22 protein-coding genes and 1 riboswitch are annotated in these 23,904 nt (G+C 72.1%); of the genes, 9 read left to right on the top strand and 13 right to left on the bottom strand.

Annotated elements, in window-relative coordinates; translation table 11 throughout:
• Positions 1 to 40: 40 nt before the first annotated feature.
• The gene (locus tag ACLQ29_RS13120; protein ID WP_425772040.1) at positions 41 to 1,243 is read left to right on the top strand and encodes an FUSC family protein; all 1,203 of its coding nucleotides are present in this window, start codon (positions 41 to 43) and stop codon (positions 1,241 to 1,243) included.
• A 16-nt stretch (positions 1,244 to 1,259) separates the two neighbouring features.
• Here ACLQ29_RS13120 and ACLQ29_RS13125 read toward each other — a convergent pair whose 3' ends face one another.
• Positions 1,260 to 2,525 carry an aminotransferase class V-fold PLP-dependent enzyme gene (locus ACLQ29_RS13125; protein ID WP_425771861.1) on the bottom strand — a complete coding sequence of 422 codons (1,266 nt, stop codon included), beginning with the start codon at positions 2,523 to 2,525 and terminating at the stop codon, positions 1,260 to 1,262.
• 46 nt (positions 2,526 to 2,571) lie between these two features.
• Positions 2,572 to 2,692: riboswitch (SAM riboswitch) on the bottom strand.
• A 23-nt stretch (positions 2,693 to 2,715) separates the two neighbouring features.
• Here ACLQ29_RS13125 and ACLQ29_RS13130 point away from each other — a divergent pair.
• On the top strand, positions 2,716 to 4,200 hold the full coding sequence (locus ACLQ29_RS13130; RefSeq protein ID WP_425771862.1) for a PrsW family intramembrane metalloprotease: 1,485 nt from the start codon (positions 2,716 to 2,718) through the stop codon (positions 4,198 to 4,200).
• Positions 4,201 to 4,224: 24 nt separating this feature from the next.
• Here the strand turns inward: ACLQ29_RS13130 and ACLQ29_RS13135 are convergent, their stop codons facing one another.
• On the bottom strand, positions 4,225 to 4,392 hold the full coding sequence (locus ACLQ29_RS13135; RefSeq protein WP_425771863.1) for a hypothetical protein: 168 nt from the start codon (positions 4,390 to 4,392) through the stop codon (positions 4,225 to 4,227).
• 93 nt (positions 4,393 to 4,485) lie between these two features.
• On the bottom strand, positions 4,486 to 4,824 hold the full coding sequence (locus ACLQ29_RS13140; RefSeq protein WP_425771864.1) for a GroES family chaperonin: 339 nt from the start codon (positions 4,822 to 4,824) through the stop codon (positions 4,486 to 4,488).
• Positions 4,825 to 4,930: 106 nt separating this feature from the next.
• On the opposite strand from ACLQ29_RS13140, the gene ACLQ29_RS13145 reads away from it, so the two are divergent.
• The gene (locus ACLQ29_RS13145; protein ID WP_425771865.1) at positions 4,931 to 6,295 is read left to right on the top strand and encodes an AI-2E family transporter; all 1,365 of its coding nucleotides are present in this window, start codon (positions 4,931 to 4,933) and stop codon (positions 6,293 to 6,295) included.
• Positions 6,296 to 6,301: 6 nt separating this feature from the next.
• Here the strand turns inward: ACLQ29_RS13145 and ACLQ29_RS13150 are convergent, their stop codons facing one another.
• A complete protein-coding gene (locus ACLQ29_RS13150; protein WP_393369748.1) occupies positions 6,302 to 8,464 on the bottom strand; it encodes an ATP-dependent DNA helicase in 2,163 nt (720 codons plus the stop codon).
• A 143-nt stretch (positions 8,465 to 8,607) separates the two neighbouring features.
• Here ACLQ29_RS13150 and ACLQ29_RS13155 point away from each other — a divergent pair, with 143 nt between their 5' ends.
• On the top strand, positions 8,608 to 9,114 hold the full coding sequence (locus ACLQ29_RS13155) for a DUF402 domain-containing protein (protein ID WP_425771866.1): 507 nt from the start codon (positions 8,608 to 8,610) through the stop codon (positions 9,112 to 9,114).
• A 16-nt stretch (positions 9,115 to 9,130) separates the two neighbouring features.
• Here the strand turns inward: ACLQ29_RS13155 and sigJ are convergent, their stop codons facing one another.
• On the bottom strand, positions 9,131 to 10,096 hold the full coding sequence (gene sigJ, locus ACLQ29_RS13160) for an RNA polymerase sigma factor SigJ (protein ID WP_425771867.1): 966 nt from the start codon (positions 10,094 to 10,096) through the stop codon (positions 9,131 to 9,133).
• 226 nt (positions 10,097 to 10,322) lie between these two features.
• Between sigJ and ACLQ29_RS13165 the strand changes: the two genes are divergently transcribed.
• The 3 genes from ACLQ29_RS13165 to ACLQ29_RS13175 all read left to right on the top strand — a co-directional run bounded on the left by ACLQ29_RS13165 (position 10,323) and on the right by ACLQ29_RS13175 (position 13,037).
• Positions 10,323 to 11,264 carry a PPK2 family polyphosphate kinase gene (locus ACLQ29_RS13165; protein WP_425771868.1) on the top strand — a complete coding sequence of 314 codons (942 nt, stop codon included), beginning with the start codon at positions 10,323 to 10,325 and terminating at the stop codon, positions 11,262 to 11,264.
• A 128-nt stretch (positions 11,265 to 11,392) separates the two neighbouring features.
• Positions 11,393 to 12,019: a DUF47 domain-containing protein gene (locus ACLQ29_RS13170; protein ID WP_053655020.1), complete on the top strand. Its 627-nt coding sequence runs from the start codon at positions 11,393 to 11,395 to the stop codon at positions 12,017 to 12,019.
• Positions 12,020 to 12,023: 4 nt separating this feature from the next.
• Positions 12,024 to 13,037: an inorganic phosphate transporter gene (locus tag ACLQ29_RS13175; RefSeq protein ID WP_357068198.1), complete on the top strand. Its 1,014-nt coding sequence runs from the start codon at positions 12,024 to 12,026 to the stop codon at positions 13,035 to 13,037.
• Positions 13,038 to 13,082: 45 nt separating this feature from the next.
• On the opposite strand, the gene ACLQ29_RS13180 is transcribed toward ACLQ29_RS13175, so the two are convergent.
• The gene (locus tag ACLQ29_RS13180; protein ID WP_425771869.1) at positions 13,083 to 14,051 is read right to left on the bottom strand and encodes a Gfo/Idh/MocA family protein; all 969 of its coding nucleotides are present in this window, start codon (positions 14,049 to 14,051) and stop codon (positions 13,083 to 13,085) included.
• Positions 14,052 to 14,239: 188 nt separating this feature from the next.
• On the opposite strand from ACLQ29_RS13180, the gene ACLQ29_RS13185 reads away from it, so the two are divergent.
• Positions 14,240 to 15,073 carry an NUDIX hydrolase gene (locus ACLQ29_RS13185; RefSeq protein ID WP_425771870.1) on the top strand — a complete coding sequence of 278 codons (834 nt, stop codon included), beginning with the start codon at positions 14,240 to 14,242 and terminating at the stop codon, positions 15,071 to 15,073.
• A gap of 351 nt (positions 15,074 to 15,424) precedes the next feature.
• Here ACLQ29_RS13185 and pstB read toward each other — a convergent pair whose 3' ends face one another.
• From pstB to ACLQ29_RS13220, 7 genes are all read right to left on the bottom strand, one after another.
• A complete protein-coding gene (gene pstB, locus ACLQ29_RS13190) occupies positions 15,425 to 16,201 on the bottom strand; it encodes a phosphate ABC transporter ATP-binding protein PstB (protein WP_210925477.1) in 777 nt (258 codons plus the stop codon).
• Between the two features lie 17 nt (positions 16,202 to 16,218).
• A complete protein-coding gene (pstA, locus tag ACLQ29_RS13195; RefSeq protein WP_425771871.1) occupies positions 16,219 to 17,307 on the bottom strand; it encodes a phosphate ABC transporter permease PstA in 1,089 nt (362 codons plus the stop codon).
• Positions 17,304 to 18,395: a phosphate ABC transporter permease subunit PstC gene (gene pstC, locus ACLQ29_RS13200; protein WP_393369767.1), complete on the bottom strand. Its 1,092-nt coding sequence runs from the start codon at positions 18,393 to 18,395 to the stop codon at positions 17,304 to 17,306. Before pstC ends, pstA begins: the two co-directional genes overlap by 4 nt.
• 38 nt (positions 18,396 to 18,433) lie before the next feature.
• Complete coding sequence (gene pstS / locus ACLQ29_RS13205) at positions 18,434 to 19,534, bottom strand: phosphate ABC transporter substrate-binding protein PstS (protein WP_425771872.1); 1,101 nt, start codon at positions 19,532 to 19,534, stop codon at positions 18,434 to 18,436.
• A gap of 291 nt (positions 19,535 to 19,825) precedes the next feature.
• Positions 19,826 to 20,752 carry a mycothiol synthase gene (gene mshD, locus ACLQ29_RS13210; protein ID WP_425771873.1) on the bottom strand — a complete coding sequence of 309 codons (927 nt, stop codon included), beginning with the start codon at positions 20,750 to 20,752 and terminating at the stop codon, positions 19,826 to 19,828.
• A gap of 69 nt (positions 20,753 to 20,821) precedes the next feature.
• Positions 20,822 to 21,664: a polysaccharide deacetylase family protein gene (locus ACLQ29_RS13215; RefSeq protein WP_425771874.1), complete on the bottom strand. Its 843-nt coding sequence runs from the start codon at positions 21,662 to 21,664 to the stop codon at positions 20,822 to 20,824.
• Between the two features lie 194 nt (positions 21,665 to 21,858).
• On the bottom strand, positions 21,859 to 22,578 hold the full coding sequence (locus ACLQ29_RS13220; RefSeq protein ID WP_357808010.1) for a winged helix-turn-helix transcriptional regulator: 720 nt from the start codon (positions 22,576 to 22,578) through the stop codon (positions 21,859 to 21,861).
• Positions 22,579 to 22,820: 242 nt separating this feature from the next.
• Between ACLQ29_RS13220 and ACLQ29_RS13225 the strand changes: the two genes are divergently transcribed.
• Positions 22,821 to 23,879, top strand: a complete 1,059-nt coding sequence (locus ACLQ29_RS13225) for a hypothetical protein (RefSeq protein ID WP_425771875.1) — start codon at positions 22,821 to 22,823, stop codon at positions 23,877 to 23,879.
• Positions 23,880 to 23,904: the final 25 nt, after the last annotated feature.

Consider the following 23,904-nt stretch of genomic DNA (forward strand, 5'->3'; position numbering starts at 1 on the left):
ACCACCAGTGGTGCGACGTACCGCGCTGCGCGACGGGCTGGTGGACGTCGACGGCGCACGGATCGCCGAGGCCACCGAGCAACTGCGCGATCGCGGCCGGGCCACCCTGCACGACCGGCTGCACCGGGTGCGGATGGCCGGCGGCCTGGCCGTGCAGGCGGGGCTGGCCGCCGGGCTGGCGTATCTGATCTCGCACAAGGTGCTCGGCAACCCGCAACCGGTCTTCGCGCCGATCTCCGCGGTCGGCACGCTCGCCGCGTCGGTGGGACAGCGGTTCCGCCGGACCATCGAGCTGATCGCCGGGGTGGGGATCGGGGTGGCCATCGGCGACTTCCTGATCTATCTGCTCGGCACCGGGGCCTGGCAGCTCGGCCTGGTGGTCACTGTCGCGATCCTGTTCACGATCTTCGCCGGGGCGAGCGTCGCCATCGTCATCCAGGCGGCGGCCACGGCGGTGCTGATCGTGACGCTGAGCCCGTCCACCCAGAATCTGGAGATCCCGCGCTTCGTGGACGCCTTCCTCGGTGGCGGAGTCGCGCTCCTGGTGACCGCCGTGCTGCTGCCGCTGAACCCGCTCCGGGTGATCAACCGGGCCGCCCGGCCGGCACTGGACCTGCTCGCCGCCCAGCTCGACCTCACCGCGGACGGGCTACGCAGCCGGGACCGCGCCAGCGTCCAGCGGGCCCTGGACCGGCTGCGCAACAACAAGGAGGAACTGGCCACGTTGGCCGAGGCGATCGAGGGGGCGAAGGAGACCGCGACCCTCTCCCCGGCCCGCTGGCACCGCCGCAGCGAGCTGATCCACTACGCGGAGGCGGCCGACCCGATCGACCGGGCGATGCGCAACACCGGCACGCTGATCCGTCGGTCCGTCACGTTGATCGAGGACGAGGAGCCGGTGCCGGATCCGATGCCGGACGCGATCGGCCACCTCGCCGAGTCGGTCCGGCTGCTCAAACACGAGTTCGCCGCCGGTGAGGAACCGGAGAAGGCCCGGGAACGGTCGCTGCGGGCGGTCAGCGAGGCCGGTCGGGCGTACGGCGCCGGCGTCGGCTTCTCCGGCAGTGTGGTCGTCGCCCAGATCCGGACCACCGCCAGCGACCTGCTGGTGGCCTCCGGGATCGAGCAGGAGGAGGCGAACCGGTGGATCCGCACCGCCTTCGGGGAGCAGGAACGCCCGATGGGTGAGCCGGCCGAGCCGGGCGAGGCGCCGAAACCGCCGACCGCCCCGCCCGTCGGCTGACCGTCTACCGCGCGCCTCAGCCCAGGTCGGCGAGCGCGGCGAGCAGCCGGTCCACCTGCTCGGCGGTGCTGCCCAGGCCGATGCTGGCGCGCAACGCCGTGGGCGGCAGGTCCCGCCGGCCGGTACGCCCCGCCGCCTCGGCGAGCAGCCGCCGGGCCAGCGGGTGGGCACAGAACAACCCGTCGCGTACGCCGATCCGGTGCGCGGTGGCCAGCCGCGCGGCCACGTCGGCGGAATCCCGGCCGGCGACCACGAACGAGACGATGCCCACCCGGGGCGCGTCCGGGCCGAAGGTGCGCAGCTCCACCACGTGCGGCAGCGCCTCGATGCCGGTGCGCAGTCGCGCCAGCAGCGCCTGCTCGCGGGCGGCCAGCGCGACCCGGTCGGCCGCGCCGAGCGCCGCGCACACGGCCGCCAGCGCGACCGCGCCGAGCAGATTCGGGGTGCCACCCTCGTGTCGGGCCGGACCGGTTGCCCAGGTCACGTCGTGGGTGGCCGGGCCGACGTGGCTGGTGGCGCCTCCACCCGCCAGGTACGGCGGAGCGGCGTCCAGCCAGTCCGCCCGGCCGATCAGCACACCCGCACCGAACGGCGCGTACAGCTTGTGGCCGGACACGGCCAGGTAGTCGACGTCGAGCGCGAGCCTGTCGACCGGGGCGTGCGGGGCGAGCTGCGCGGCATCGAGCACGATCCGGGCGCCGTGCCGGTGTGCCACCCGGGCCAACTCGGCGACCGGCCACCGCTCACCTGTCACGTTGCTCGCGCCGGTCACCGCGACCAGCACCGGCAGCGCCGGGTTGCTGCCCCGGCGCAGCTCGGTGAGGGCGGCGGCGAGGTCGCGTACCGCCCCGGCGGGATCGGCGGGGACGGGCAGCCGTACCGAACCGCGCGGCCAGGGCAGCAGGTTGGCGTGGTGCTCGCCCGCGAAGGTGACCACAGTGGTGCCGGCCGGCAGCGACCGCGCCAGCAGGTTTAGCGCGTCGGTGGTGTTGCGGGTGAAGATCACGTGATCGTCGGCGCGGACGCCGAAGAAGTCACCCACCGTCTGCCGGGCCTGCTCGTACGCGAGTGTGCAGCGCCGCGACAGCGCGCCCGCGCCGCGGTGCACGCTCGCGTACCAGGGCAGTAGCTCGGCCACCGCGTCGGCGGCGGCCCGCGCGCACGGTGCGGTCGCCGCGTAGTCCAGGTTGGTCTCACCTGGCACGCCGAGGACGTCGAGCGGCACCGACGCGGGCGCGACGGTGGGCAGGGTGGGCAGCGTGGGAACGAGGGTGACGGGCACGCCGGAACCTCCGGGGTCAGGGACCCCGGGTGCGGCATCGGGACGGGGTCCGCGCTTGCCCAGCACACCGATCGGGCTGGGCCCGGTCATCACCCGGGGCACCCCACCGCGAACTCGACGAGGGTTGCCGGCCAGCAAGCCGGGGCTGAACGCTGGCACTCGTGACCTCCCGGCAGCATAGCGGCAACCGATGCGACCGGACCAGCCGGCGGCGGATGGCTACGCTGACCGCATGGCCGACACCCCGCCCGGTACGCCCCTGCCGCCGTCGCCCGCGCCCGCGGCCCCGTCCGTCGGCCAGGCGGCCCGGATGCCGCTGCGCCGGCTGGGTTGGCGGCGGTTCCTGGCGCTGGCCGCGGTGGTGCTGCTCATCGCCGCCTGCGCGGTGTTCATGGTCTTCACGCTCGGCCGGTCGCTCGGTGTCCAGGCCCTGCTGATCGGGGTGGCCGCCGCCATCCTGCCGGTGCCGGTGCTCGTCGCCTGCTTCCTCTGGCTGGACCGGTACGAGCCCGAGCCGCTGAAATATCTGATCTTCTGCTTCGCCTGGGGAGCGTTCGTCTCCACCGCCGCCTCGCTCACGGTCAACGAATTCGCCGCCGGGCTGTTCGCCGACTGGGGGCTGCCCGACGCGCTCACCGGCGTGCTGGTGGCGCCGTTCATCGAGGAGCTGACCAAGGCGCTGGGCCCGATCCTGCTGCTGGTGTTCCGCCGGCGGGAGTGGTCCGGGATCACCGACGGCCTGGTCTACTGCGGGTTGTCCGCGGTCGGCTTCGCGATGGTGGAGAACATCCTCTACCTGGGTGGTCTGGGCTACGCGTCCGGAGCCGACCGGTACGGCCCGGTGACCGGCATCAACCAGGTCATCGGGATCTTCATCCTGCGGATCCTGCTGTTCGGTTTCGCCCACCCGCTCTTCACCTCGATGACAGGTGTGGGGCTCGGCATCGCGGCCCGGACGGCGGACCGCCGGGTCCGGGTTCTCGCCCCGATCGGCGGCCTGCTGCTGGCGATGATGTTGCACGGCACGTGGAACCTGCTGCCCACGCTGACCCAGGCCACCGGCGAGGCGGTGATCATGCTGTACGGCTTCCTGGGCCTGATGGTGCCTGTCTTCTTCGGCATGGTGGGTCTCGCGGTGTGGCTGCGCGCCTGGGAGGGGCGGCTCACCGAGCGGACCCTGCCGGACTACGTACGCGCCGGCTGGCTGAGCCCACCCGAGGTGGCCGCGCTGAGCAGTCTCGGCCGGCGGCACGCGGCCCGCAGTTGGGCGCGGCGGGTGGCCGGCGACGCCGGGGTGCGGGCGATGCGCGGCTACCAGTCCGCGGCCACCCGACTGGCCCTGCTGCGCGACGGCTCGCTGCGTGGCCTGGACCGCAAGCCCGCCGACCAGGAACGGACCGCGCGGGAGGAACGGGAGTTGCTGGACGCGATCGGCGCGTACCGGTCGTTCTTCGTCGGCCGCGACCCGCAGGCCCCGACGGGGATCTGGGACGGCAGCCGCTACCACCTGCGTTTTCCCGACGGCACCCAGCGTGCGGTGGACGCGCCGGACGAGCCGGTGGTGCCGATCCCGGTGGTGCTGGCCCCCGCGCCGCCGCCTCCGGTGGGCTATGGCCCGCCGCCCGGCTGGCCCGGTCTGCGCTCGGCTCCGCCGTGGCCGCCGGGTCACCCCTGACGGCAGGCGCCCCGGCCGGTGGCCTCAGGTCATCAGGGAGGTGAGGAAGTCACCGAAGCCCTGAAACATCGCCATCAGCGCGCCCCCGATGGCCTTGAAGATCTGCGCGGCACCGTCCGGCCGGAAGGCCATGAAGTAGATCAGGAACGCGACACTGCCCCAGGTCAACAGCTTCTTCACGAATATTGGCATCGTCCCTCCCCAGGGCCACGGTCGCCGGATGGCTTCCCTTCGTGCGGCTGGGCAAACGATGCGCGGCGCGGCGTGGTGGCCGGGGGAGGTGCGTCAGAGGTAGAGGCCGGTGGGGTCGTTCTCGATCCGCTCGGCGGCCACCGCGTGCACGTCGCGTTCCCGCAGCAGCACGTACCCGCGGCCGTGCAGCTCGACCTCGGAGCGGTCGTCCGGGTCGAAGAGCACCCGGTCGCCGGAGACGATGGCGCGCACGTTCGGCCCCACCCCTACCGCCGTGGCCCAGGCGAGGCGCTTGCCGACCTGGGCGGTCGCCGGGATGACGATGCCGGCGGAGGAGCGGCGTTCGCCCTCGCTGCCCTCCATCCGCACCAGCACGCGATCGTGCAGCAGGCGAATCGGCAGGCCGGCGTCCAGATCATTGTCGGCGGTCACGCCGCAGACGCTACCGTGTGGCCGACGGCGGGTCCGCCGGTGGTTACGCCGGTGGTGGTCTGGGCATTGTGTGGCGGAACTGCCCTACGGTGTCCGGGACGGACGTATGCTCTCCGACCTGTCGCCGTTGGCGGGCCGGTTTCACTGCCAGGAGGTGCGCTTGAGCCGCTTCGAGCGGGTACGCGGGCGGCTTCGTCGCGCCTACCAGGCACGACAGGAGTCGGCCCCCGCCGACGAGGGCGTTTCGGCCGACGAGTTGGGTGACGTGTCGGACGCCGCCCGGGTGGCGTCGCCGGCCGTGCCGGGGCCGACCGCACCGCCGAGCGCCTCGGTCTACGGCGCGGAACCTCCGGTGGACCTGCACAGCTCGACCTCCAGCCGGGACGACGCCGACGTCCCGCACGGGCTGCGGATCGCCGCCGCCTGGTGCTGGCGGCTGATCGTGATCGGTGTGGTGGCCTGGGCGCTGGTCAGGGTCGTCAGCACCGTCAAGATCGTGATCATTCCGCTGGCCATCGCGCTGCTGCTCTCCGCGCTGCTCGCGCCGGCGGTGGGCTGGCTGCTGCGGGCTCGACTGCCCCGGTCGCTGGCGACGGCGGTGGTGCTGGTCGGCGGTCTCGTCGCGGTGATCGGCACGCTGACGCTCGTGGTCAACGAGTTCATCCGAGGTGTGCCGGAGCTGAGCGAGAAGTCCTCGGAGGGCGTCCGGCAGATCCAGAACTGGCTCAAGACGGGTCCGCTGCACCTCTCCGACACCCAGCTCGACCGCTACATCAACGAGGCGCAGAGCTGGATCAACAACAACACCTCACGGTTCACGAGCGGTGCCCTGAGCACCGCCGCCACGCTTGCCGAGGTGCTGACCGGCACGCTCCTGGTGCTCTTCGCGACGTTCTTCTTCCTGCGCGACGGCAACCGGATCTGGCGCTTCCTGGTCCGGCTGTTGCCGGTGGCCGCCCGGTGGAAGGTCGACGACGCGGGCCGCGCCTCCTGGCAGACGCTCGTCGCCTACGTCCGCGCGACAGTCCTGGTGGCCTTCATCGACGCGGTCGGCATCGGCATCTTCCTGGTCATCTTCGACATCCCGTTCGCCTTCCCGCTCGCCGCGCTCGTCTTCCTGGGCGCGTTCATCCCGATCGTCGGCGCGGCGCTCTCCGGTGGCGTGGCGGTGCTGGTGGCGCTCGTCGACAGCGGCCCGGTCACCGCGCTGATCATCCTGGGCGTGGTGATCGGTGTGCAGCAGGTGGAGGGCCACATCCTCCAACCGCTGATCATGGGACGGGCGGTCGCCCTGCACCCGCTCGCGGTGATCATCGGCATCGCCGCGGGTGTCGTCCTGGCCGGCATCACCGGAGCGCTGGTCTCCGTGCCGCTCATCGCGGTGCTGAACACCGCGGTGCGCCGGCTCGCCGCCCGCAGGGTCCCGGACACCCCGCCCGACGCGGTGGTCGTCGCCTCCCAGGCCCCCTGATCCGGGTTAGGACTTGGCGAGGCGTTGCAGAGCGCCGCGGGCCACCTCGGGGCGGGTCGTGTACCAGAACGGCGGCAGTGAGCGGCGCAGGAACGGCCCATAGCCACGAGCCGTCTCCAGCCGGGAGTCGAGCACCGCGACCACACCCCGGTCACCGGTCGCCCGGATCAGCCGGCCCACGCCCTGGGCCAGTCGCACCGCCGCGATCGGCACACTGACCGCGGAGAAGCCGGAGCCACCGCCGGCGTCCACGGCCGCGGCACGGGCCGCCGCCAACGGCTCGTCCGGGCGCGGGAAGGGCAGCCGGTCGATGACGACGAGCTGGCAGGCGTCACCCGGCACGTCCACGCCCTGCCAGAGCGACATCACGCCGAACAGGCAGCTCGCCCGCTCCTCCCGGAAGCGGCGGACCAGCAGCGGCAGCGCCTCCTCGCCCTGCAACAACACCGGCAGGTCGGTCCGCGCGCGCACCAGCTCCGCCGCCTGCTGCGCGGCCCGCCGAGAGGAGAAAAGCCCGAGGGTACGACCACCGAGCGCCTCGACCAGCGCGAGCAACTCCTCCCCGGCGGCGTCGGGCAGCCCGGAGACACTGGGGCGGGGCAGGTGCGCGGCGACGTACAGGATGCCCTGCCGGGCGTAGTCGAACGGCGAACCGACGTCGAGTGACCGCCAACCGGGGCCCTCGGTGGCCGGTACGACGGCGTTCGGGGCGGCGTCGCCGGCGAGTCGACGGCCCGGCGACTCGGCGACCGGGCGACCCGGACCGGTGCGGGCGGCCTGGGCGGCCGCGGCGGGGGTCGGCGGTGCGGGCGGCGGCGCGTCCAACCCGAGGGCGCGGGCCACCGTGTCGAACCGACCGCCCAACGCCAGCGTCGCCGAGGTGGCGACGACTGTGCGTTCGTCGTACAGGTGGGTGGCGAGGGTGCCGGCCACCGACAGCGGCGCGACCACAAGCGCCCGGCGGCTGCCGCTGTCGTTCTTCTCCACCCAGGCCACGTCGTGGTCGGCCTCCTCCAGCAGCCGTTGGGCGGTGGTGGAGAGCTCGTCCAGGGCGGCCTTGGCCTGCTGCTTGCGGACCGGGTCGGGATCGTCGGACTTGATGTCGCCGATGGCGTCCAGGGCGGCACGGGTCGCCGCGTCGAGCAGCGTGCACGCCTCCCGCAGCGGCGTCGGCAACCCGGCGGTGATCCGCCCGGCCGGAGCCTCGGCCAGCCCGACCGCGAGCGCGTCGCCGGCGGCGGTGAGCGCCTCGGCGGTCTCCGGCCGCAGCAGCGTACGGGCCCGCCGGGTGGTCCGGTCGATCAGCTCCGGCACCAGCTCCGCCTGAGCCGCGGAGGAGACCCGGTCGGCCAGCTCGTGCGCCTCGTCGACGATGAGCAGCTTGTGCGGCGGCACGATGTGCCGGTCGGCGAGCATGTCGACCGCGAGCAGGCTGTGGTTTGTCACCACGATGTCGGCCTCCCGGGCCCGCGCTCGCGACGCCTCGGCGAAGCACTCCTGCCCGAAGGGGCAGCGGGTCGCCCCGACGCACTCCCGGGCCGGCATCGACACCAGCCGCCAGGCCTGGTCGTCGACGCCTGGGTCCAGCTCATCCCGGTCGCCGGTGGCGGTCCGCTCGGCCCAGTCGCGCAGCCGTTCGACCTGCTTGCCCAACCGGCCCGCCTCACCGAGCCACTTCGTGCCACCCCCGGGACGGGCCGCGGGGGCGTCGAAGAGGGTGTCCTCCGGCTCCTCCTCGGTGGAGTTGTCCAGTCGGGCGAGGCAGAGATAGTGGTGGCGACCCTTGAGCACCGCGAACGTGGGCCGACGGCCGAGCACCGGTTCGACCGCGTCGGCCAGCCGGGGCAGGTCGTGGTCGACAAGCTGCGACTGCAACGCCAGGGTGGCGGTGGAGACCACCACCGGGCCGTCCACTGTCAGCGCCGGGGCGAGGTAGGCCAGCGACTTGCCGGTGCCGGTGCCCGCCTGCACGAGCAGGTGCTCGCCGCCGGCGACGCACTCCTCGATCGCCGTGGTCATCTGCAGCTGGCCGGGGCGTTCCGCGCCGCCGGGCACCGCGCCGACCGCCGCCGCCAGCAGCTCCGTGCCGCTGGGCCGGGCACCCCGCCGCCGGCCCTTGGCGCGGGCCGACGGAGTGGCGGAACCGGTGGTGGTGCGGGGCGGAGTCACCGTGCGACGGTACCCGGCGCGGCCGACACCGGCCGTGCCCCTCCGCCGCGTGGCGCGCTGCCGGCCACGCTAGTTGTCGCGGCCGCGCCGCCCGGTTACCGCCACGCTACGACGGGTGGGCAGTATCGGTTAGGGTGCGAATCATGCCGAGCGACATGGTCCGAGTGATCTACCGCAAGTACGACGGCAGCGCCCACCGCGACTACCCGGCCCGCCGGCTCACCGAGGACGACCTCGGCATCTGGCTCGGCGTGCCCCAGGGCACCGAGTCGGTCTACCACGGCCGCCCGTCGGTGGAGAAGATCCCCTTCGTTCTGCTGGTGCCACACCGTGCCTGGTGGACGGCCATGTTCAACCCCCCGCCCCGCACCAGCGAGGTCTACTGCGACATCACCACCCCGGCCCGCTGGGAGTCCGACGACACGGTCCACCTGATCGACCTGGACCTGGACGTCGTCCGGCGTCGGGCCACCGGCCTGGTGGAGCTGCTCGACGAGGACGAGTTCGCCGAGCACCGGGTCCGGTTCGGCTACCCGGACGACGTGGTGGCCGAGGCCGAGGCCGCGGCCCAACGACTGCTCGGAGCGCTGGGCGACGGCACCGAGCCGTTCGCCACCTCGTACCGCAAGTGGTTGGGCCTGGTGGTCTGATGCCGCGCCGGCCGGCTCACCAGCGCGGTGGCCAGCCGTCGTCGTCGCCGAGCGGGGGCAGGCCGGCCAGTTTCTCCGGGTTGATCTGGTTGTAGATGGCGGTGATCCGGCCCTGGTCCACCGCGAAGACGGTGACCAGGCGGATCGGCCGCCCGTCGCTGTGCACGGTCTCCATCTGCAGGCCGAGCGCGCCATCGACGAGCACGAGCCGGGCCAGCACCCGGTCGGCGTACCGGCCGGCCCGGCCGAACAGGCCGAGCGTGAAGCGACCCACGGCGTCCGCGCCGACGACCGGCTGGCGGGCCGAGGGGTAGTGCCCGCCCGAGTCACCGACGAAGACCACGTCCGGCGCGAGCACCTGGAGCAGTTGCTCCAACTCGCCGGACTCGGTGGCGGCGACGAACGCTTCGAGTACCCGGCGCTGCTCGGCCAGGTCCGCGGTGTGTCGGGGCACGTCCGGCGCGGTGACCGCCCGGCGTGCCCGGTGGGCGAGCTGGCGGGCGGCCGCCTCGGTGGTGCCGAGCACGTCGGCTACCCGGGCGAACGGCACCGCGAACACGTCGTGCAGCACGAGCGCGACCCGCTGCTCCGGCGCGAGCCGCTCCAGCACGACGAGCAGCGCCGTGCCGACCTGGTCGGTGCGCACCGCCCGCTCGGCCGGATCGGGCGCGTAGCCGTCCGTCGGCGTCACCGCGCCCAACGGGCTCACCACGGGCTCCGGCAACCACTGCCCGGGGTACGCCTCGCGGCGGACCCGCGCCGAGCGGAGCACGTCCAGGCAGATCCGGGCGCAGGCGGTGGTCAGCCACGCGGACAGCTCGCGGATCTCGGCGCGAGCGCTCGGGTCGGCGAGGGCATTGGCGTAGCGCAGCCAGGTTTCCTGCACGGCGTCCTCCGCCTCACTGCGGCTGCCCAGCATCCGGCGGGCCACCGAGAGCAGCCGCCCCCGCTCGGCCTCGAACTCCGTCGCCAGATCCTGCACGACCCACCACCCTCCCCGCCGGCACCACCCTGACGTCCATCCTCCCGCCGACCGGACGCCCTGGCTGCCCCGTGCCGGGCGGCGGCCGGCCCGTGGACCGCGCCGACCGGGGGTGTCGGCAGCCCTGTGCGCGGTGGCGGGCTGGCCCGCCACCGGTCCGATCGGGGGTGGGGTGAGGGGTGGGCCTCGGCGGGCGGATCGCCCGCGATTGGGCGATGATCCGTGGATGAGCGCACCCCAACAAGGGCAGATCGTGGCACCGGACGGCGGTTCCGTTCGGGAGTTGCTGCGGGTCACCGCACCTGTGGACCTGGGCGCGGTCGACCCGCGGTCCACGCCCGGCGTGCCGAGCGCGGCGGGGCGCGGCGAGCACCGTAAGGCCTGGGCGCGGGAGCAGGTGGAGTTGGTCGGCGGCGAGCTGGGCCGGCAGCAGGAGATGCTCTTCGCGATGGCCAAGAGCGGGTCGGACCGGCCGGCACGCCGGGTCCTGCTGGTGCTCCAGGCGATGGACTGCGGTGGCAAGGACGGCACGATCAAGCGGGTGGCCGGCGCCATGAACCCGCTGGGCCTGCACATCCGCTCGTTCGGGCCGCCGACCCGCCAGGAGTTGCGGCACGACTTTTTGTGGCGGATCCGGCGGGAGTTGCCGCCGCCGGGGTACGTGGGGATGTTCAACCGTTCGCACTACGAGGACGTGTTGATCGCCCGGGTCGGCTCGCTGGTGCCGGAGGCGACCTGGCGGGCCCGCTATGACGAGATCAACGCGTTCGAGCGGGAGTTGACCGAGGGCCGGACGACAGTGCTCAAGGTGATGCTGCACATCTCGTACGCCGAGCAGGGCAAGCGCCTGCTGGAACGACTCACCGACCCGCGCAAGCACTGGAAGTACAACCCCTCCGACGTCGACTCCCGGTCGCACTGGGACGACTACCAGGCCGCGTACGCCGAGGCCCTCAGCCGGTGCGGCACGGACGCCGCGCCCTGGTTCGTGGTGCCGGCGGACCGCAAGTGGTACCGGGACTGGGCGGTGGCTCATCTGCTGCGTGAGACGTTCGACACCCTCGACCTGGGGTATCCGGCTGCCGATTTCGATGTCGATCGGGAGCGGGAGCGGTTGGTCGCTGGGGGAGTGGGTGCGGGTGGGACGGCCGAGATGAACAGCAGATGAACGACCGGTGAATGACGCCTGGCCAGGGGTGGGCCGTCGAATTCGCGGTTCCGGCGTTTCCTAGCATTCACCCAGCGGGTGCCCGACGGGTGCCGCCACCCTTCCACCGACGCGACGAGGTCTGTGCTGTGAAGTTTTCCTTCCGCCCCACCGAGGGCGCCTTCTACGAGCTCTTCACCAGGGCCGCGCAGAACCTGGTCCGAGGCACCGCGCTGCTCAACGAGCTGGCCCTGCCCGGCGTGGACGTGCAGTCCGTGAGCGAGCGGCTGACCGAGGTCGAGCACGACAGCGACCAGATCACCCACGACCTCTACAAGAAGATCAACTCGACGTTCATCACGCCGTTCGACCGGGAGGACATCTACCGGCTGGGCTCGCTGCTCGACGACGTGATGGACCACCTGGAAGCGGTCGGCGACCTGCTCTACCTGTACGGGCTGACCGAGCTGCCGGCGCTGCCCCGCGAGCTGCACGAGATGGTCAACGTGCTCGACCAGCAGGCCAAGCTGACCGCCGACGCGATGCCCCGGCTCAAGTCGATGAAGGATCTCGAGGACTACTGGATCGAGTGCAACCGGCTGGAGAACGAGGGCGACCGGATCAACCGGCAACTGCTCGTCCGCCTCTTCTCCGGCGAGTACGACGCGTTGACGGTGCTGAAGATGAAGGAGGTGGCCGACGAGCTGGAGGCCGCCTGCGACGCCTTCGAGCACGTGGCCAACACGGTCGAGACCATCGCGGTCAAGGAGTCCTGATCCGGTGACTTTCACACCCGAACTCATCGCCGTGCTGGCGGTGATCGGGGTAGCCCTGGCGTTCGACTACACCAACGGCTTCCACGACGCCGCCAACGCGATCGCGACAAGCGTCTCCACCCGGGCGCTGACCCCCCGGATCGCCCTCGGCCTCGCCGCGGTCGGCAACTTCGTCGGCGCGCACTTCGGCGCCGGCGTGGCCAAGACCGTCGGCGACGGCCTGGTCACCCTCCCGACCGGCGTGAACAGCCTCGGCGTGGTCTTCGCCGGGGTGCTCGGCGCGATCGCCTGGAACCTGATCACCTGGTACTTCGGTCTGCCCTCGTCGTCCTCACACGCGCTCTTCGGCGGCCTGGTCGGCGCGACCCTGCTGTCCACCGGCGGCATCGTGCAGTGGGGCAACATCGGCGAGAAGGTGCTGCTGCCGATGGTGCTCTCGCCGATCGTCGGCCTGACCCTCGGCTACCTGCTGATGCTTGCCATCCTCTGGCTGTTCCGGAAGGGGCAGCCGGGCAAGCTCAACCGGGGCTTCCGGTGGGCGCAGACCGTCTCGGCGGCCGCCATGTCGGTCGGCCACGGCATGCAGGACGCCGCCAAGACCATGGGCATCGTGGTGCTGGCGCTCTACACCGGCGGTTTCCAGGAGAGCAAGACGCACATCCCGGGCTGGGTGTTCTGGACCTCGGCGACGATGCTGGCCCTGGGCACGTACGCCGGCGGATGGCGGATCATCCGTACCCTCGGTCGTAAGATCATCGACCTGGGGCCGCCGGAGGGCTTCGCCGCCGAGACGGTCGCCAGCGCGGTGCTCTACTTCAACGCCCTGGTGCTGAAGGCGCCGATCTCGACCACGCACACGATCACCTCGGCGATCATGGGCGTGGGCGCGACGAAGCGGCTCTCCGCGGTCCGCTGGAACGTCGCCGGCAACATCGTGCTCGCCTGGATCATCACGTTCCCGGCCGCCGCGCTCATCGCCTGCGTCACCTACCTGCTGGTCCGGCCGCTCTTCGGCTGACCGTCGCCCAGAAGGGGCCCCTCCGCGAGGAGGGGCCCCTTTCTTTCACTCGTACCGCACGCCGATCTGCTCCCGCACCGTGTCCAGCAGCGCCATCACCTCAAGGGTCGTGGCGTGCGGCACCAGTGGGCTCTCGGTCAGCCCGGCGGCCAGGCAGCGCTGCACCTCGATCGCCTCGTACTGGTAGCCGTTGCCGGCCCCGTCGGCGACGATCGTCTCCGGCTCCACGCCGGCCCGGTGCAGGACCACGGAACCCGGCCGGAAGAACGGCTCCGGCAGGTCGATCCGTCCCGTCGTGCCGGTGATCGAGGCGGTTTGCCCGCTCAGCCCGACCATGCCGCAGCTCAGCGTGGCCAGCGCTCCGGTGTCGTAGCCGAACAGGATCCCGGTGTTCTCGTCCGTCCCCTCCGGGCCGAGCTGCGCCCAGGACCGGATGTGCTGCGGCACGCCGAGCAGCAGGTGGGCCAGGCTGATCGGGTAGATCCCCAGGTCGAGCAGGGCGCCCCCGCCCAGTGCGGCGTTGCGCATCCGGTGCTCCGGCGGAAACGGCCCGGCCACCCCGAAATCGGCCCGGACGCCGGTCACCGTGCCGATCGCCCCGTCCGCGATCAGCTCGACCACGCGCAGGATCAGCGGATTCAGTCGCATCCACATGGCCTCCATCAGGAAGACCCCGGCGGCGCGGGCCGTGTCCACCAACTCGGCGCTGCTGGCCAGGTCGAGGGTGAACGGCTTCTCCAACAGCACCGCCCGGCCGGCGGTCAGGCAGGTCATCGCCGCCTCGTGGTGCGCGGAGTGCGGGGTGGCCACGTAGATCGCGTCGACCTCCGGGTCGGCGGCCAACTCCACCCAGGATCCGTAGGCGCGCTTGGCGCCGTACGTGTCGGCGAAGCGCCGCGCGCTCTCGACGGCGCGCGAGCCGACCGCGACCAGCTCGGCGTCCGGCACCAGCCGGAGGTCTTCGGCGAAACGGCTGGCGATGTGGCCGGTGGCCAGGATGCCCCAACGAGTCATGCCGAAACGCTAGCGGAGCCAGGTGAACCGCCCGCCGCCCGCCTGCCCGCCGCCCGCCGCCCGCCCGGCGTGATCAACACCGGTTTCGTGATGTCGTGGCATCATGCCGTGGCTGATGCCGCGGTATCCAGGAGGTCGAGTCGATCACCACGCCCGGCAGTCGAGTCGGTGGGAACTAGGCTCGCGGCATGACGATCAACAGCGACGGCTTCGCCGCGCCGGCCGCGCTGGTCGAGCACGCCCGCCGGTTCCAGGCCGAGGGTGGCACCCCGGCGGTGCCGCGGGTCGCCGCCACCGTGCTGCTGCTGCGCCCGACAGGCGTCGACTTCGAGGTGTGCGTCATCCGCCGGGTCGCCACCATGACCTTCGGCGGGATGTACGCCTTCCCCGGCGGCGGGGTGGACCGCTCCGACTCCGCGGCGCACCTGGACTGGGCGGGCCCGGCCCCGACCGAGTGGGCGGGCCGGCTCGGGGTGACCCCGGAAGCCGCCCAGGCCGTGGTCTGTGCCGCCGCCCGCGAGGTCTTCGAGGAGGCCGGCGTGCTGCTCGCCGGCCCGGACCCGACGACAGTGGTGGGCGACGTCAGCGGGGACGACTGGGAGGCCGCCCGGCAGGACCTGGAGGGGCGACGGCTGGGCTTCGCCGAGCTGCTCGCCAACCGACAGCTCACCCTGCGGTCGGACCTGCTGCTGCCGTGGAGCCGGTGGATCACCCCGGAGTTCGAGCCGCGCCGCTTCGACACGTACTTCTTCGTGGCCCTGCTGCCGGCGGGACAGCGGACCCGCGACGTCTCCGGCGAGGCCGACCAAACGCTCTGGATCCGCCCGGCGGACGCGCTTGCCCGCGCCGAGGCGGGCGAGCTGACCATGCTGCCGCCCACCCTGGTCACGCTTGCCCAGGTGGCGGCGGCCGGCGACCTGGCCGGCGTGGCCCGCGCGGCGGCTCAGCGGGACGCCGCGACCCCGGTCACCCCACGCCTGGACCTCCCGCCGAACGGCGAACCCCGCTTCGTCCTGGGCTGACCGCTTCGTCCTGGGCTGACCGCTGACCGCTGACCGCTGACCGCTGCCCGCTGCCCGCTGCCCGCTGCCCGCGCTGCCCGCTGCCCGCTGCCCGCGCTGCCCGCGCCACCCGCGCCGCCCGCGCCTTTGGGTGCAAGTGTCCTGCGCGTGCCGTCAAGATCCGCACAACTTCAGGGATGCTGCTGCCTCGGGCTCGCGGGAGACGGCAATATCCGCGTAGTTGCGCAGATCTTGGCCGTGCCGTGCGGGCTGGGTCGGGGCCGTCCCCGGGCCGGGCTGGAACCACGTCGGGTACGCGGAAGGGCGCCGGTCAGGTCGACCGACGCCCCTCGCGGACCGGGAGTCAGCGGCTCAGCCGAAGCGGCCGGTGATGTAGTCCTCGGTCTTCTTCACGCTCGGGTTGCTGAAGATCTTCTGGGTGTTGTCGTACTCGATCAGGCGGCCCGGGTCGCCGGTCTTCTCGATGGAGAAGAAGGCGGTCCGGTCCGACACCCGTGCGGCCTGCTGCATGTTGTGGGTCACGATGATGATCGTGAACTTGTCCTTGAGCTGGAACATCAGGTCCTCGATGGCCAGCGTGGAGATCGGGTCCAGGGCCGAGCACGGCTCGTCCATCAGGACGACCTGCGGCTCGACCGCGATGGTCCGGGCGATGCAGAGCCGCTGCTGCTGACCGCCGGAGAGGCCCGCGCCGGGCTTGCCCAGCCGGTCCTTGACCTCGTCCCACAGATTGGCCGAGCGCAGCGCCTTCTCGGCCGAGTCCTCCAGGATCGACTTCTTCCGGACGCCGTTGAGCTTCAGGCCCGCCACCACGTTCTCGAAGATGCTCATGGTGGGGAACGGGTTCGGCCGCTGGAAGACCATGCCGATCGTGCGCCGGACCGCGGTGACGTCCACGTCCCGGTCGTAGATGTCCTGGTCGTCGATTGTCAGGCTGCCCTCGACCCGAGCCCCGGGCAGCACCTCGTGCATCCGGTTGATCGACCGCAGGAAGGTCGACTTGCCGCAACCGGACGGCCCGATCAGGGCGGTGACGGTCTTCGGCTCGACCGTCAGGTTGATGTTCTCGATCGCCTTGAAGCCGCCGTAGTACGCGGTGACGTTCGAGGCGGAGACGCGCTTGGCCATGGTGGTACCTCCGGGGTTCATCGGCTGAGCCGGTTGCGACGGGCCAGCAATTTCGCCGCGATCGTCAGGATGAGCACGAGGGCGACCAGGGTGAGTGCAGCGGTCCACGCCCGCTCCGGCGCGTACTTCGACGCGCTGCCGGCCTGCTGGTAGACGTAGAGCGAGAGGGACGACTGGTTGTTCTCGAACGGGTTGAAGTTGATCGCGGCGCCACCGCCGGCGATCAGCAACACCGGAGCGGTCTCGCCGGCCGCGCGGGCGATGGAGAGCATGACGCCGGTGACGATGCCCGGGAGCGCGGTGGGGAGCACCACCCGCAGGATGGTCTTCCACTTGGGCACGCCGAGCGCGTACGCGCCCTCTCGCAGTGGCGCGGGAACGAGGCGCAACATCTCCTCGGTGGAGCGGACGATCGTCGGCAGCATCAGCACCGCGAGGGCCAGCGCGGCGGCGAAGCCGGAGAAGCTCGGCCGGCCGTCGTTGAACCACGGCGACACGATCAGCACCCAGAACGCCAGCACGAACAGGCCGCTGACGATCGACGGGATACCTGTCATCACGTCGACGAAGAACCGGATCGCGAAGGCGAACTTGCCCCGCCCGTACTCGACGATGTAGATGGCGCAGAGCAGGCCGAGCGGCACGGTGATCAGGACGGCGATGCCAACCTGCTCCAGGGTGCCGATGATGGCGTGGTAGGCGCCGCCGTTCGGGTCCCGGGCGCCGATGTTGTTCATCGAGGTGAGGAAGAAGTCGCCGTCCAACCGCTGGACGCCCTTGCTGAGCAGCGTCCAGACCACCGAGACGAGCGGCACCACGGCCAGCACGAACGCGGAGTGGATCAGCGCGCTCCAGGTGCGGTTGCGGGCCGCTCGTCGCCCCTCGACGGCGTTGGCCGCCGCGAAGAGCCCGGCCAGGTAGAGCAGCGCGCCCAGCACGATGACGAGGACGGGGCCGCCGATGCTCGCGCCGTAGACGATCGCGGCGGCGAGGGCCAGCGCGGCCACGGCGATGGCCGGCGCGGCGTACGCGGGCAGCCGCCGGGCCCGCAGCGTATCCGGCTGGACCGGCGGCCGGGTGCGGTGTGAGGTGACCGTGGTGCTCATGCGGCGGACTCCGTGAACTCCCGGCGGCGGTAGATGATCGCCCGCGCGATGATGTTGACGACCAGCGTGATCGCGAAGAGCACCAGGCCGGATGCGATCAGGGCGCCGCGACCGGTGTCGTTCGCCTCGGCGAAGCGGTTGGCGATGTTGGCGGCGATGGTGTTGCCGCCGGACTCCAGCACGTTGAACGAGATGCTGTAGGTGGCCCCGAGGGTCAGCGCCAGCGCGATGGTCTCGCCGAGTGCCCGACCGAGTCCGAGCATCACGGCGGCGATGATGCCGGGCCGCCCGTACGGCAGGACCGCGGTGCGCAGCATCTCCCACCGGGTGGCGCCGAGCGCGAGAGCGGCCTCCTCGTTCGCGGTGGGCGTCTGGAGGAACACCTCGCGGGTGAGCGAGGTGATGATCGGCAGCACCATGATCGCCAGCACGAGGGAACCGAGCAGGATGGAGTTGCCGTACGGGCCGTCGCCGCCGAAGATCGGGATCCAGCCGAAGTACGTGTTGAGCCAGCCGGACAGGTCGGTGACCGGCCCGATGAGGTAGTCGCGCCCCCAGAGGCCGAACACCACACTGGGTACGGCGGCCAGCAGGTCGATCAGGAAGCCGAGCGCGTTGCCGAGCCGCCGGGGCGCATAGTGGGACAGGTAGAGGGCGATGCCCATCGCCACCGGGACCGCCATGAGCAGCGCCAACGCGGCGGTGAGCACCGTACCGAAGGCGAGCGCGCCGATGCCGAACGTGGGCGGGTTGTCGTTCGGGAACCAGCCCTCGAAGGTCCAGAAGCTGGCGCTGTTGGCACGCAGGGCCGGGATCGCCTTGGCGATCAGGAAGACCGCGATGGCGACGATGATGACCAGAACCGTCGTGCCGGCGGCCAGGGTGAGGCCGTGGAAGGCCCGCTCGGCGCCGAAAGCGCGGGCCCGGGGCAGTGCGCCACCGCCGCCCAGCCCGGAACCGTCAGGGGAACGGGTGCTGACTGGTGCCTCGGCCACACGCGCCGAGGCACCGGCGGGCCACTCGTGACTCTGCGTCACGCGCGTCCCGCCGGTGCCGGCGTCGGCCGAGCGGTGAGGGGTTTCACCCATCTGCTCGCTCGATTCGGTTGCGGAGGTATGGGGTCGGGTCAGGAGAGGTTCTTGACCGCGGTCTCGACCTTGGTGCGGACCGTCTCCGGCAGCGGGGCGTAGCCCAGCTCGGTGAGAGAGGCCTGGCCCTCAGCGCTGGCAGCGTGGCCCAGCAGGCCCTTGACCAGCTTCAGCTTGTCGGCCGCGAGGCCCTTGCTGCAGACGATCTCGTACGTCGCCAGGACGATCGGGTACGCCCCGGCCTCCTTGGTGTTGTAGTCGATCGACATCTTGAGGTCGTCGCCCTGGCCCTCGATCTTGGCTCCGGCGATGGTCTTGCCGGCCGACTCGGCGGTCAGCGCGGCGAACTCGCCCGCACCGTTGCCGACCTTGGCCATCTTCAGGCTGGCGTTCTCGGCGTACGACCACTCGACGTAGCCGATGGTGCCGTCCGTGCTCTTGATCTTGCTGGCAACGCCGTCCGACTTGGCGGCGCCCACGCCACCCGGGGCCTTCCAGGCCTTCGCGTTGCCCAGGGTCCAGTCCGCCGCGGCGGTCTTGGAGAGGAACTTGGTGAAGTTGTCGGTGGTGCCCGACTCGTCGGAGCGGTGCACCGCCTGGATGGCGGTCGACGGCAGCTTGGCGTCCGGGTTGTCGGCCTTGATCGCCGGGTCGTCCCACTTGGTCACCTTGCCGGCGAAGATCTTCGCCAGGGTGGCCGGCTTGACCTGGAGGTTGTCCACGCCGTTGAGGTTGAAGGCGATGGCGACCGGGCCGATCACCATCGGCAGGTTGATCGCGGCGCCGCCGGCGCACTTGGCGTCGGCCTTCGGCTGCTCCTCCGGCTTGAGCGCGGAGTCGGAGCCGGCGAAGTCGGCAGTGCCGTTCGTGAACGCCGTGATGCCGGCGCCCGAGCCGGACGGCTCGTAGTTGATCGTGACGCCCTGGCACTTCTGCTGGTACGCCTTGATCCACTCGTCCATGGCGTTCTTCTGCGCCGAGGAGCCCTGGGCGTTCACCGTGCCGGTGGCGCAGTCGACCGCGGCGGTCGAGCCCGAAGCGCTGGTGCTGGGCTCGTTGTTGTCCGAGCCGCATGCACTGAGACCGAGCGTCGCAGTAAGAGCGAGGCAGGCAATAGTGCCGTACCGCTGGAGCTTCACCTGAGGGGTTTCCCTTCGCGTCTGACTTGGCACCCCGAACCCGGGGCCCGAGGACCGGCACTGACCGGCTGACACGAAAGTTAGAAGTGCCAGGTAGCCGGTTCGCCGGTCGCAAGTGAACGCGAGGTGAACACGTACGGCCGTCGAGATGACCGCTTGCCGAGGGTGAGTTGTCCGTTAAGTGAACCCGGATGCACCTGTCGGATGTATGGGTATATTTCCGGTTCGCTGTTATGTCGCCGACGTCCGGCCGTTACCCACCGGTGACCCGGCCGGAGCGCCGGTCCACGGTCAGCCCAGGTGGTAGTTGATGTGCGCGGACCAGCGGGCGAAGCCCAGCCGCTCGTAGAGCGCGACGGCTCCGGTGTTCGACTCGTCCACGTAGAGCATCACCCGGTCCAGGCCCCGCCGGTCCCGCAGGTACGCCAGCCCGGCGGTGGTCAGGGCCCGGCCGAGCCCGCCGCCGTGCGCGGTCGGCTCGACCCCCAGCACGTACACCTCGCCGATCCGGGCCGACCCCGGGCGTTCGTGCACCTTGGTCCAGTGGAAGCCGAGCAGCCGACCGGTGGCGGTCTCCTCGGCGAGCAGGAAGCCGGCCGGGTCGAACCACGGCTCGCCGAGGCGGACCCGCAGGTCCTCCGAGGTCCACCGCCCCTGCTCGGGGTGCTCGGCGAAGGCGCGCGAGTTGAGGGTCAGCCAGGCGGCGTCGTCCGCCCCGGGCCGGAACGCGCGCAGCGCCACCCCGTCGGGCAGGCGCGGCTCGCCCAGCGGGGCGGCCAGGGGGCGGCGCAACTGCCAGAGCGCCCGCGCCCGGGTGAACCCGAGATCGACGCCGAGCGCCGCGGCCGAGGGGTGGTCGCCGTGCGCCCACGCCCGCAGCGGCCCGGTGGCCGAGGCGAGTACGCCCCGGGCCAGCGCGCGACCGGTGCCCTGCCGTCGGTACGCGGGGTGCACCACCAACTCGACCCCGATCCCGCCGACCGGGTCGGTGGTGTCCAGGTGCGCGTACCCGGTGAGGGTGCCGTCGTCGGCGCGGGCGATCAGGTGCAGGGCCGGGGCGTCCGGGTCACGCAGGCGGAGCAGGACGTGCTCGTCCAGCGGGTCCGCGCCGTCGGTGTCGCCCGCCGCGCTGGCGAGGGCCAGTATCTCGCCGATCTCCGCCGGTGCCAGTCGGTCGGTCCGGGTCACCTGGTCGCTGGTCGGCTCCGCGCTGCTCATTCCGCCACCGTAACCGCTGCCTGTCCGGACGCCCGGACCGTCGCCGACACCGACCCGCAAAGCCGTGCCTCACGTCGGGTCGGTGGGCAGCGCCTCCAGCTCGAATCTGGCGGTCAGGTCGGGCAGGATCCGGCGCAGCGCGTCCACGGTGCCCTGCCGGTTCCCGCCGGCGTCGTGCAGCAGCACCACCGAACCCGGTTCGGCCTGCGTCAACACGGTCGCGGTGATCTTCGCGGCGCCGGGCAGCTCCCAGTCCGACGGGTCCACCGACCAGTGCAGCGGGGTCATGCCGAGTTGCCGGGCCACCGACACCACGGGGTACGTCCAGGCGCCGCCCGGCTGGCGGTACCAGACGATCGGCGCGTTCGGCGCCGCGGCCCGGATCGCCGCGTTGGTGCGCAGCAGGTCGGAGCGGATCGCGTCGGCCGAGCGGGCGCCCAGGCCGACGTCGTGGTGCCACGAGTGGTTGCACAGGGTGTGCCCCTCGTTGACGATCGCCTGGATCAGGTCGGGGTGGTTCTGCGCGTTCTCGCCGACCACGCAGAACGTGGCGTGTACGTCGTACTCGCGCAGGAGGGCGAGGACCTGTGGGGTGTAGCGCGGGTCGGGGCCGTCGTCGAAGGTCAGCGCGAGTCGTGGGGAGCCGGAGGTGGCGTGCGCCCCGAACAGGTTGTCGGTGCCCGCGTCCTGCCCCGACCCGTCCTGACCGGTCTCGGCGGGGCCGGTGCCGGCGCTCGGGGTGCCGGTGGGCGCACCGCCGCTGGGCTCGCCGCCGCTGGGCTGGTCGGCGTAGTGCGGCCCGTCGGCGCTTGTCGTGGCCCCGGCGGAGTGCCCCGGCGGAACCTGGTCGGGGACGAGACTGCGGCCCAGCGCGTACGCCGAGCCGAGCAGTGCCGCCACCACCACCGTCACGATCCCGACCGCACGCGCGGTCGAGTTGCCGGGCGTCACGGCATCCGCCCGGCTGGCCGGTCAGTCCGGCCCGTCGCCCCCGTGGTCACTGCGCGCACAGCCGCCCCCTTCTCCGACAAACCCGGCAGTCAGAATAGGACTGCCAAGCTGCGCAAAAGGGGCATATGGGAAATCGCTCGCGGCGACCTCGCGGATCAGACCGGCAGTGGCGCGTGCTCCGCCTCGGGCAGCGATCGCGACGGCGGAACGACGAACTTGTAGCCGACCTGGCGAACGGTGCCGATCATCGACTCGTACTCCGAGCCGAGCTTGGCGCGCAGTCGCCGGACGTGCACGTCCACCGTGCGGGTGCCGCCGAAGTAGTCGTAGCCCCAGACCTCGCGCAGGAGCTGGTCCCGGGTGAACACCCGACCCGGGTGCTGGGCCAGGAACTTCAGCAGCTCGAACTCCTTGTAGGTCAGGTCGAGCGGGCGACCCTTGAGCTTGGCCGCGTACGTGTCCGGGTCGATGTTCAGCTCGCCGGCCCGGATCGAGCCACCGGCGCCCGCGGTCGCGTTGCTCAGCCGGCCCACCGCCAGCCGCAGCCGTGCCTCGACCTCGGCGGGGCCGGCCGACGCGAGGATGACGTCGTCGACGCCCCAGTCCGCGTTCAACGCGATCAGGCCGGCCTCGGTCACCACCGCGACAAGCGGCACGCCGAGCCCGGTGGCGTGCAACATTCGGCAGGTCGCACGGGCCTCGCTCAACTCCGACCGGGCGTCCACCATCACCGCGTCCGGGCTGGGGCCCGCGACAAGTGTGCGGACGTCACGCGGCGCGGTGCGAACCGAGTGCGGCAACAGGTCGAGTGCCGGCAGCACAGCCGACGGTTCGCCTGCGCGCGCAGTCACCAGCAACAGGATCTCCACGATCACCTCCGTCCCGGCGGCGCACGGCCGCACGCGACCAGACACACTCACGAGGGAGCGCGCTGAGAAATTGCGTGGTCCCGGCGTCGCTGACGGGCGGGGTAACGGGTTGAGAGTAACCGATCGCCTCGGCCGCGCCGGCAGTCCATTTCCCGTTTGTCTATCTTGCCCCTGATCGTGGCCCAGGTTTTAACGTTGTCGAAACCCGTGACCACCGCGTCGGGCCGTCGGTCTGGCACGATCGGGTCGTGTTTCCCTCCACGTCGCCCGAGGCCGGCCGCGAATCGTGGCCCGCCGGGCCCCACCCGGGCCCGGCCGCCACACCGACCCGCGGCCAACCGCCCGCGCCGCGTACCGGCCCGGCCACCACCGACGGCGAACGCCGCGAACGGGGTGGGCCTCGTCGGGCCCGTCGAGCCGGTGAGCCGGCCCGCCGATCCGAGGACGAGGTCGACGAGCCGGAGGAGGAGGTCGTACCCCCGGTCGAGGTGCGCCGCCAGTTGGCGGTGACGATCGCCGGCTTCGCCGCGCTGCTCGGTCTCGGTCTGGTGCTCGGCGCACAGACGTCGGGTCCCGGTCACCGCCTGCCGTTCGCCTTCATCATCTTCGGCGTCCAGTTGCTGTTCGTGCTGGCCTGGACCATGGCCATGCGACCGCCCGCGCTGCTCGTGGTCGCCGGGATCAGCGCCACTGTCGCGGCGCTCGTCGACATCGCCGCGGTGCAGACCGACGTCGCCGGCCTGGCGCCGCTCGGCTACCTGGCCGCCGGCGGGTTCCTCGCCGCGGTGCTCGGCCAACTGGTCCGTCGGGTCGACCGGGTCCGGGTCACCGACTCACTCGGCGCCACGCTGCTCATCGTGGTCGGGGTGGTGGCCTTCGGCACCCTGATCGTGCTCAGTCGGATCCCGGCCGGCACCCAGGCGATCACCGTCTGCCTTTCCGCCAGCGGCGTCGCGCTCACCGTCGCCCGGTTGACCGACGCCGTGCTGCCCTGGCCCCGGCTGGCTCCGCAGGTGCCACGGGGCGCCGCCGGTGTGGTGGCCGGCGCGATGGTCGGCACGCTCACCAGCGCGCTTTTGGGCAGCTATCTGGTAGCTCCCTTCACGCCGACCCGGGCCGCCGTGATCGGCCTGGTCGCGGCCGTCACCGCCGTCCTCTCCGATCTCGCCGTGGGGTACGCGGAGGCGGGGCGGCTGATGGCCGGCGAGACGCCCACGATGTGGGTGGCCCGGCACATGCAGGGTCCGCTCGGCGGCTTCGCCCTCGCGGCGCCGGCCGCGTACGCGATGTGCATGCTCTTCCTCTGAGTCACGGTTGAGCGCTGGGTCGGTC

Origin of the sequence: Micromonospora sp. DT228 (genome assembly GCF_049841595.1) — a bacterium.
Lineage (GTDB): Bacteria > Actinomycetota > Actinomycetes > Mycobacteriales > Micromonosporaceae > Micromonospora.

Excerpts from the sequence above, each read along its gene's own strand:
- mshD (WP_425771873.1), bottom strand. The coding sequence starts at position 20,752 with ATGAGCAGCGCGGAGCCGACCAGCGACCAGGTGACCCGGACCGACCGA.
- pstB (WP_210925477.1), bottom strand. The coding sequence starts at position 16,201 with ATGGCCAAGCGCGTCTCCGCCTCGAACGTCACCGCGTACTACGGCGGC.
- ACLQ29_RS13165 (WP_425771868.1), top strand. The coding sequence starts at position 10,323 with ATGAGCGCACCCCAACAAGGGCAGATCGTGGCACCGGACGGCGGTTCC.
- ACLQ29_RS13145 (WP_425771865.1), top strand. The coding sequence starts at position 4,931 with ATGCTCTCCGACCTGTCGCCGTTGGCGGGCCGGTTTCACTGCCAGGAG.
- pstA (WP_425771871.1), bottom strand. The coding sequence starts at position 17,307 with ATGAGCACCACGGTCACCTCACACCGCACCCGGCCGCCGGTCCAGCCG.
- ACLQ29_RS13130 (WP_425771862.1), top strand. The coding sequence starts at position 2,716 with ATGCGACCGGACCAGCCGGCGGCGGATGGCTACGCTGACCGCATGGCC.
- ACLQ29_RS13155 (WP_425771866.1), top strand. The coding sequence starts at position 8,608 with ATGCCGAGCGACATGGTCCGAGTGATCTACCGCAAGTACGACGGCAGC.
- ACLQ29_RS13135 (WP_425771863.1), bottom strand. The coding sequence starts at position 4,392 with ATGCCAATATTCGTGAAGAAGCTGTTGACCTGGGGCAGTGTCGCGTTC.
- ACLQ29_RS13180 (WP_425771869.1), bottom strand. The coding sequence starts at position 14,051 with ATGACTCGTTGGGGCATCCTGGCCACCGGCCACATCGCCAGCCGTTTC.
- ACLQ29_RS13185 (WP_425771870.1), top strand. The coding sequence starts at position 14,240 with ATGACGATCAACAGCGACGGCTTCGCCGCGCCGGCCGCGCTGGTCGAG.
- pstC (WP_393369767.1), bottom strand. The coding sequence starts at position 18,395 with ATGGGTGAAACCCCTCACCGCTCGGCCGACGCCGGCACCGGCGGGACG.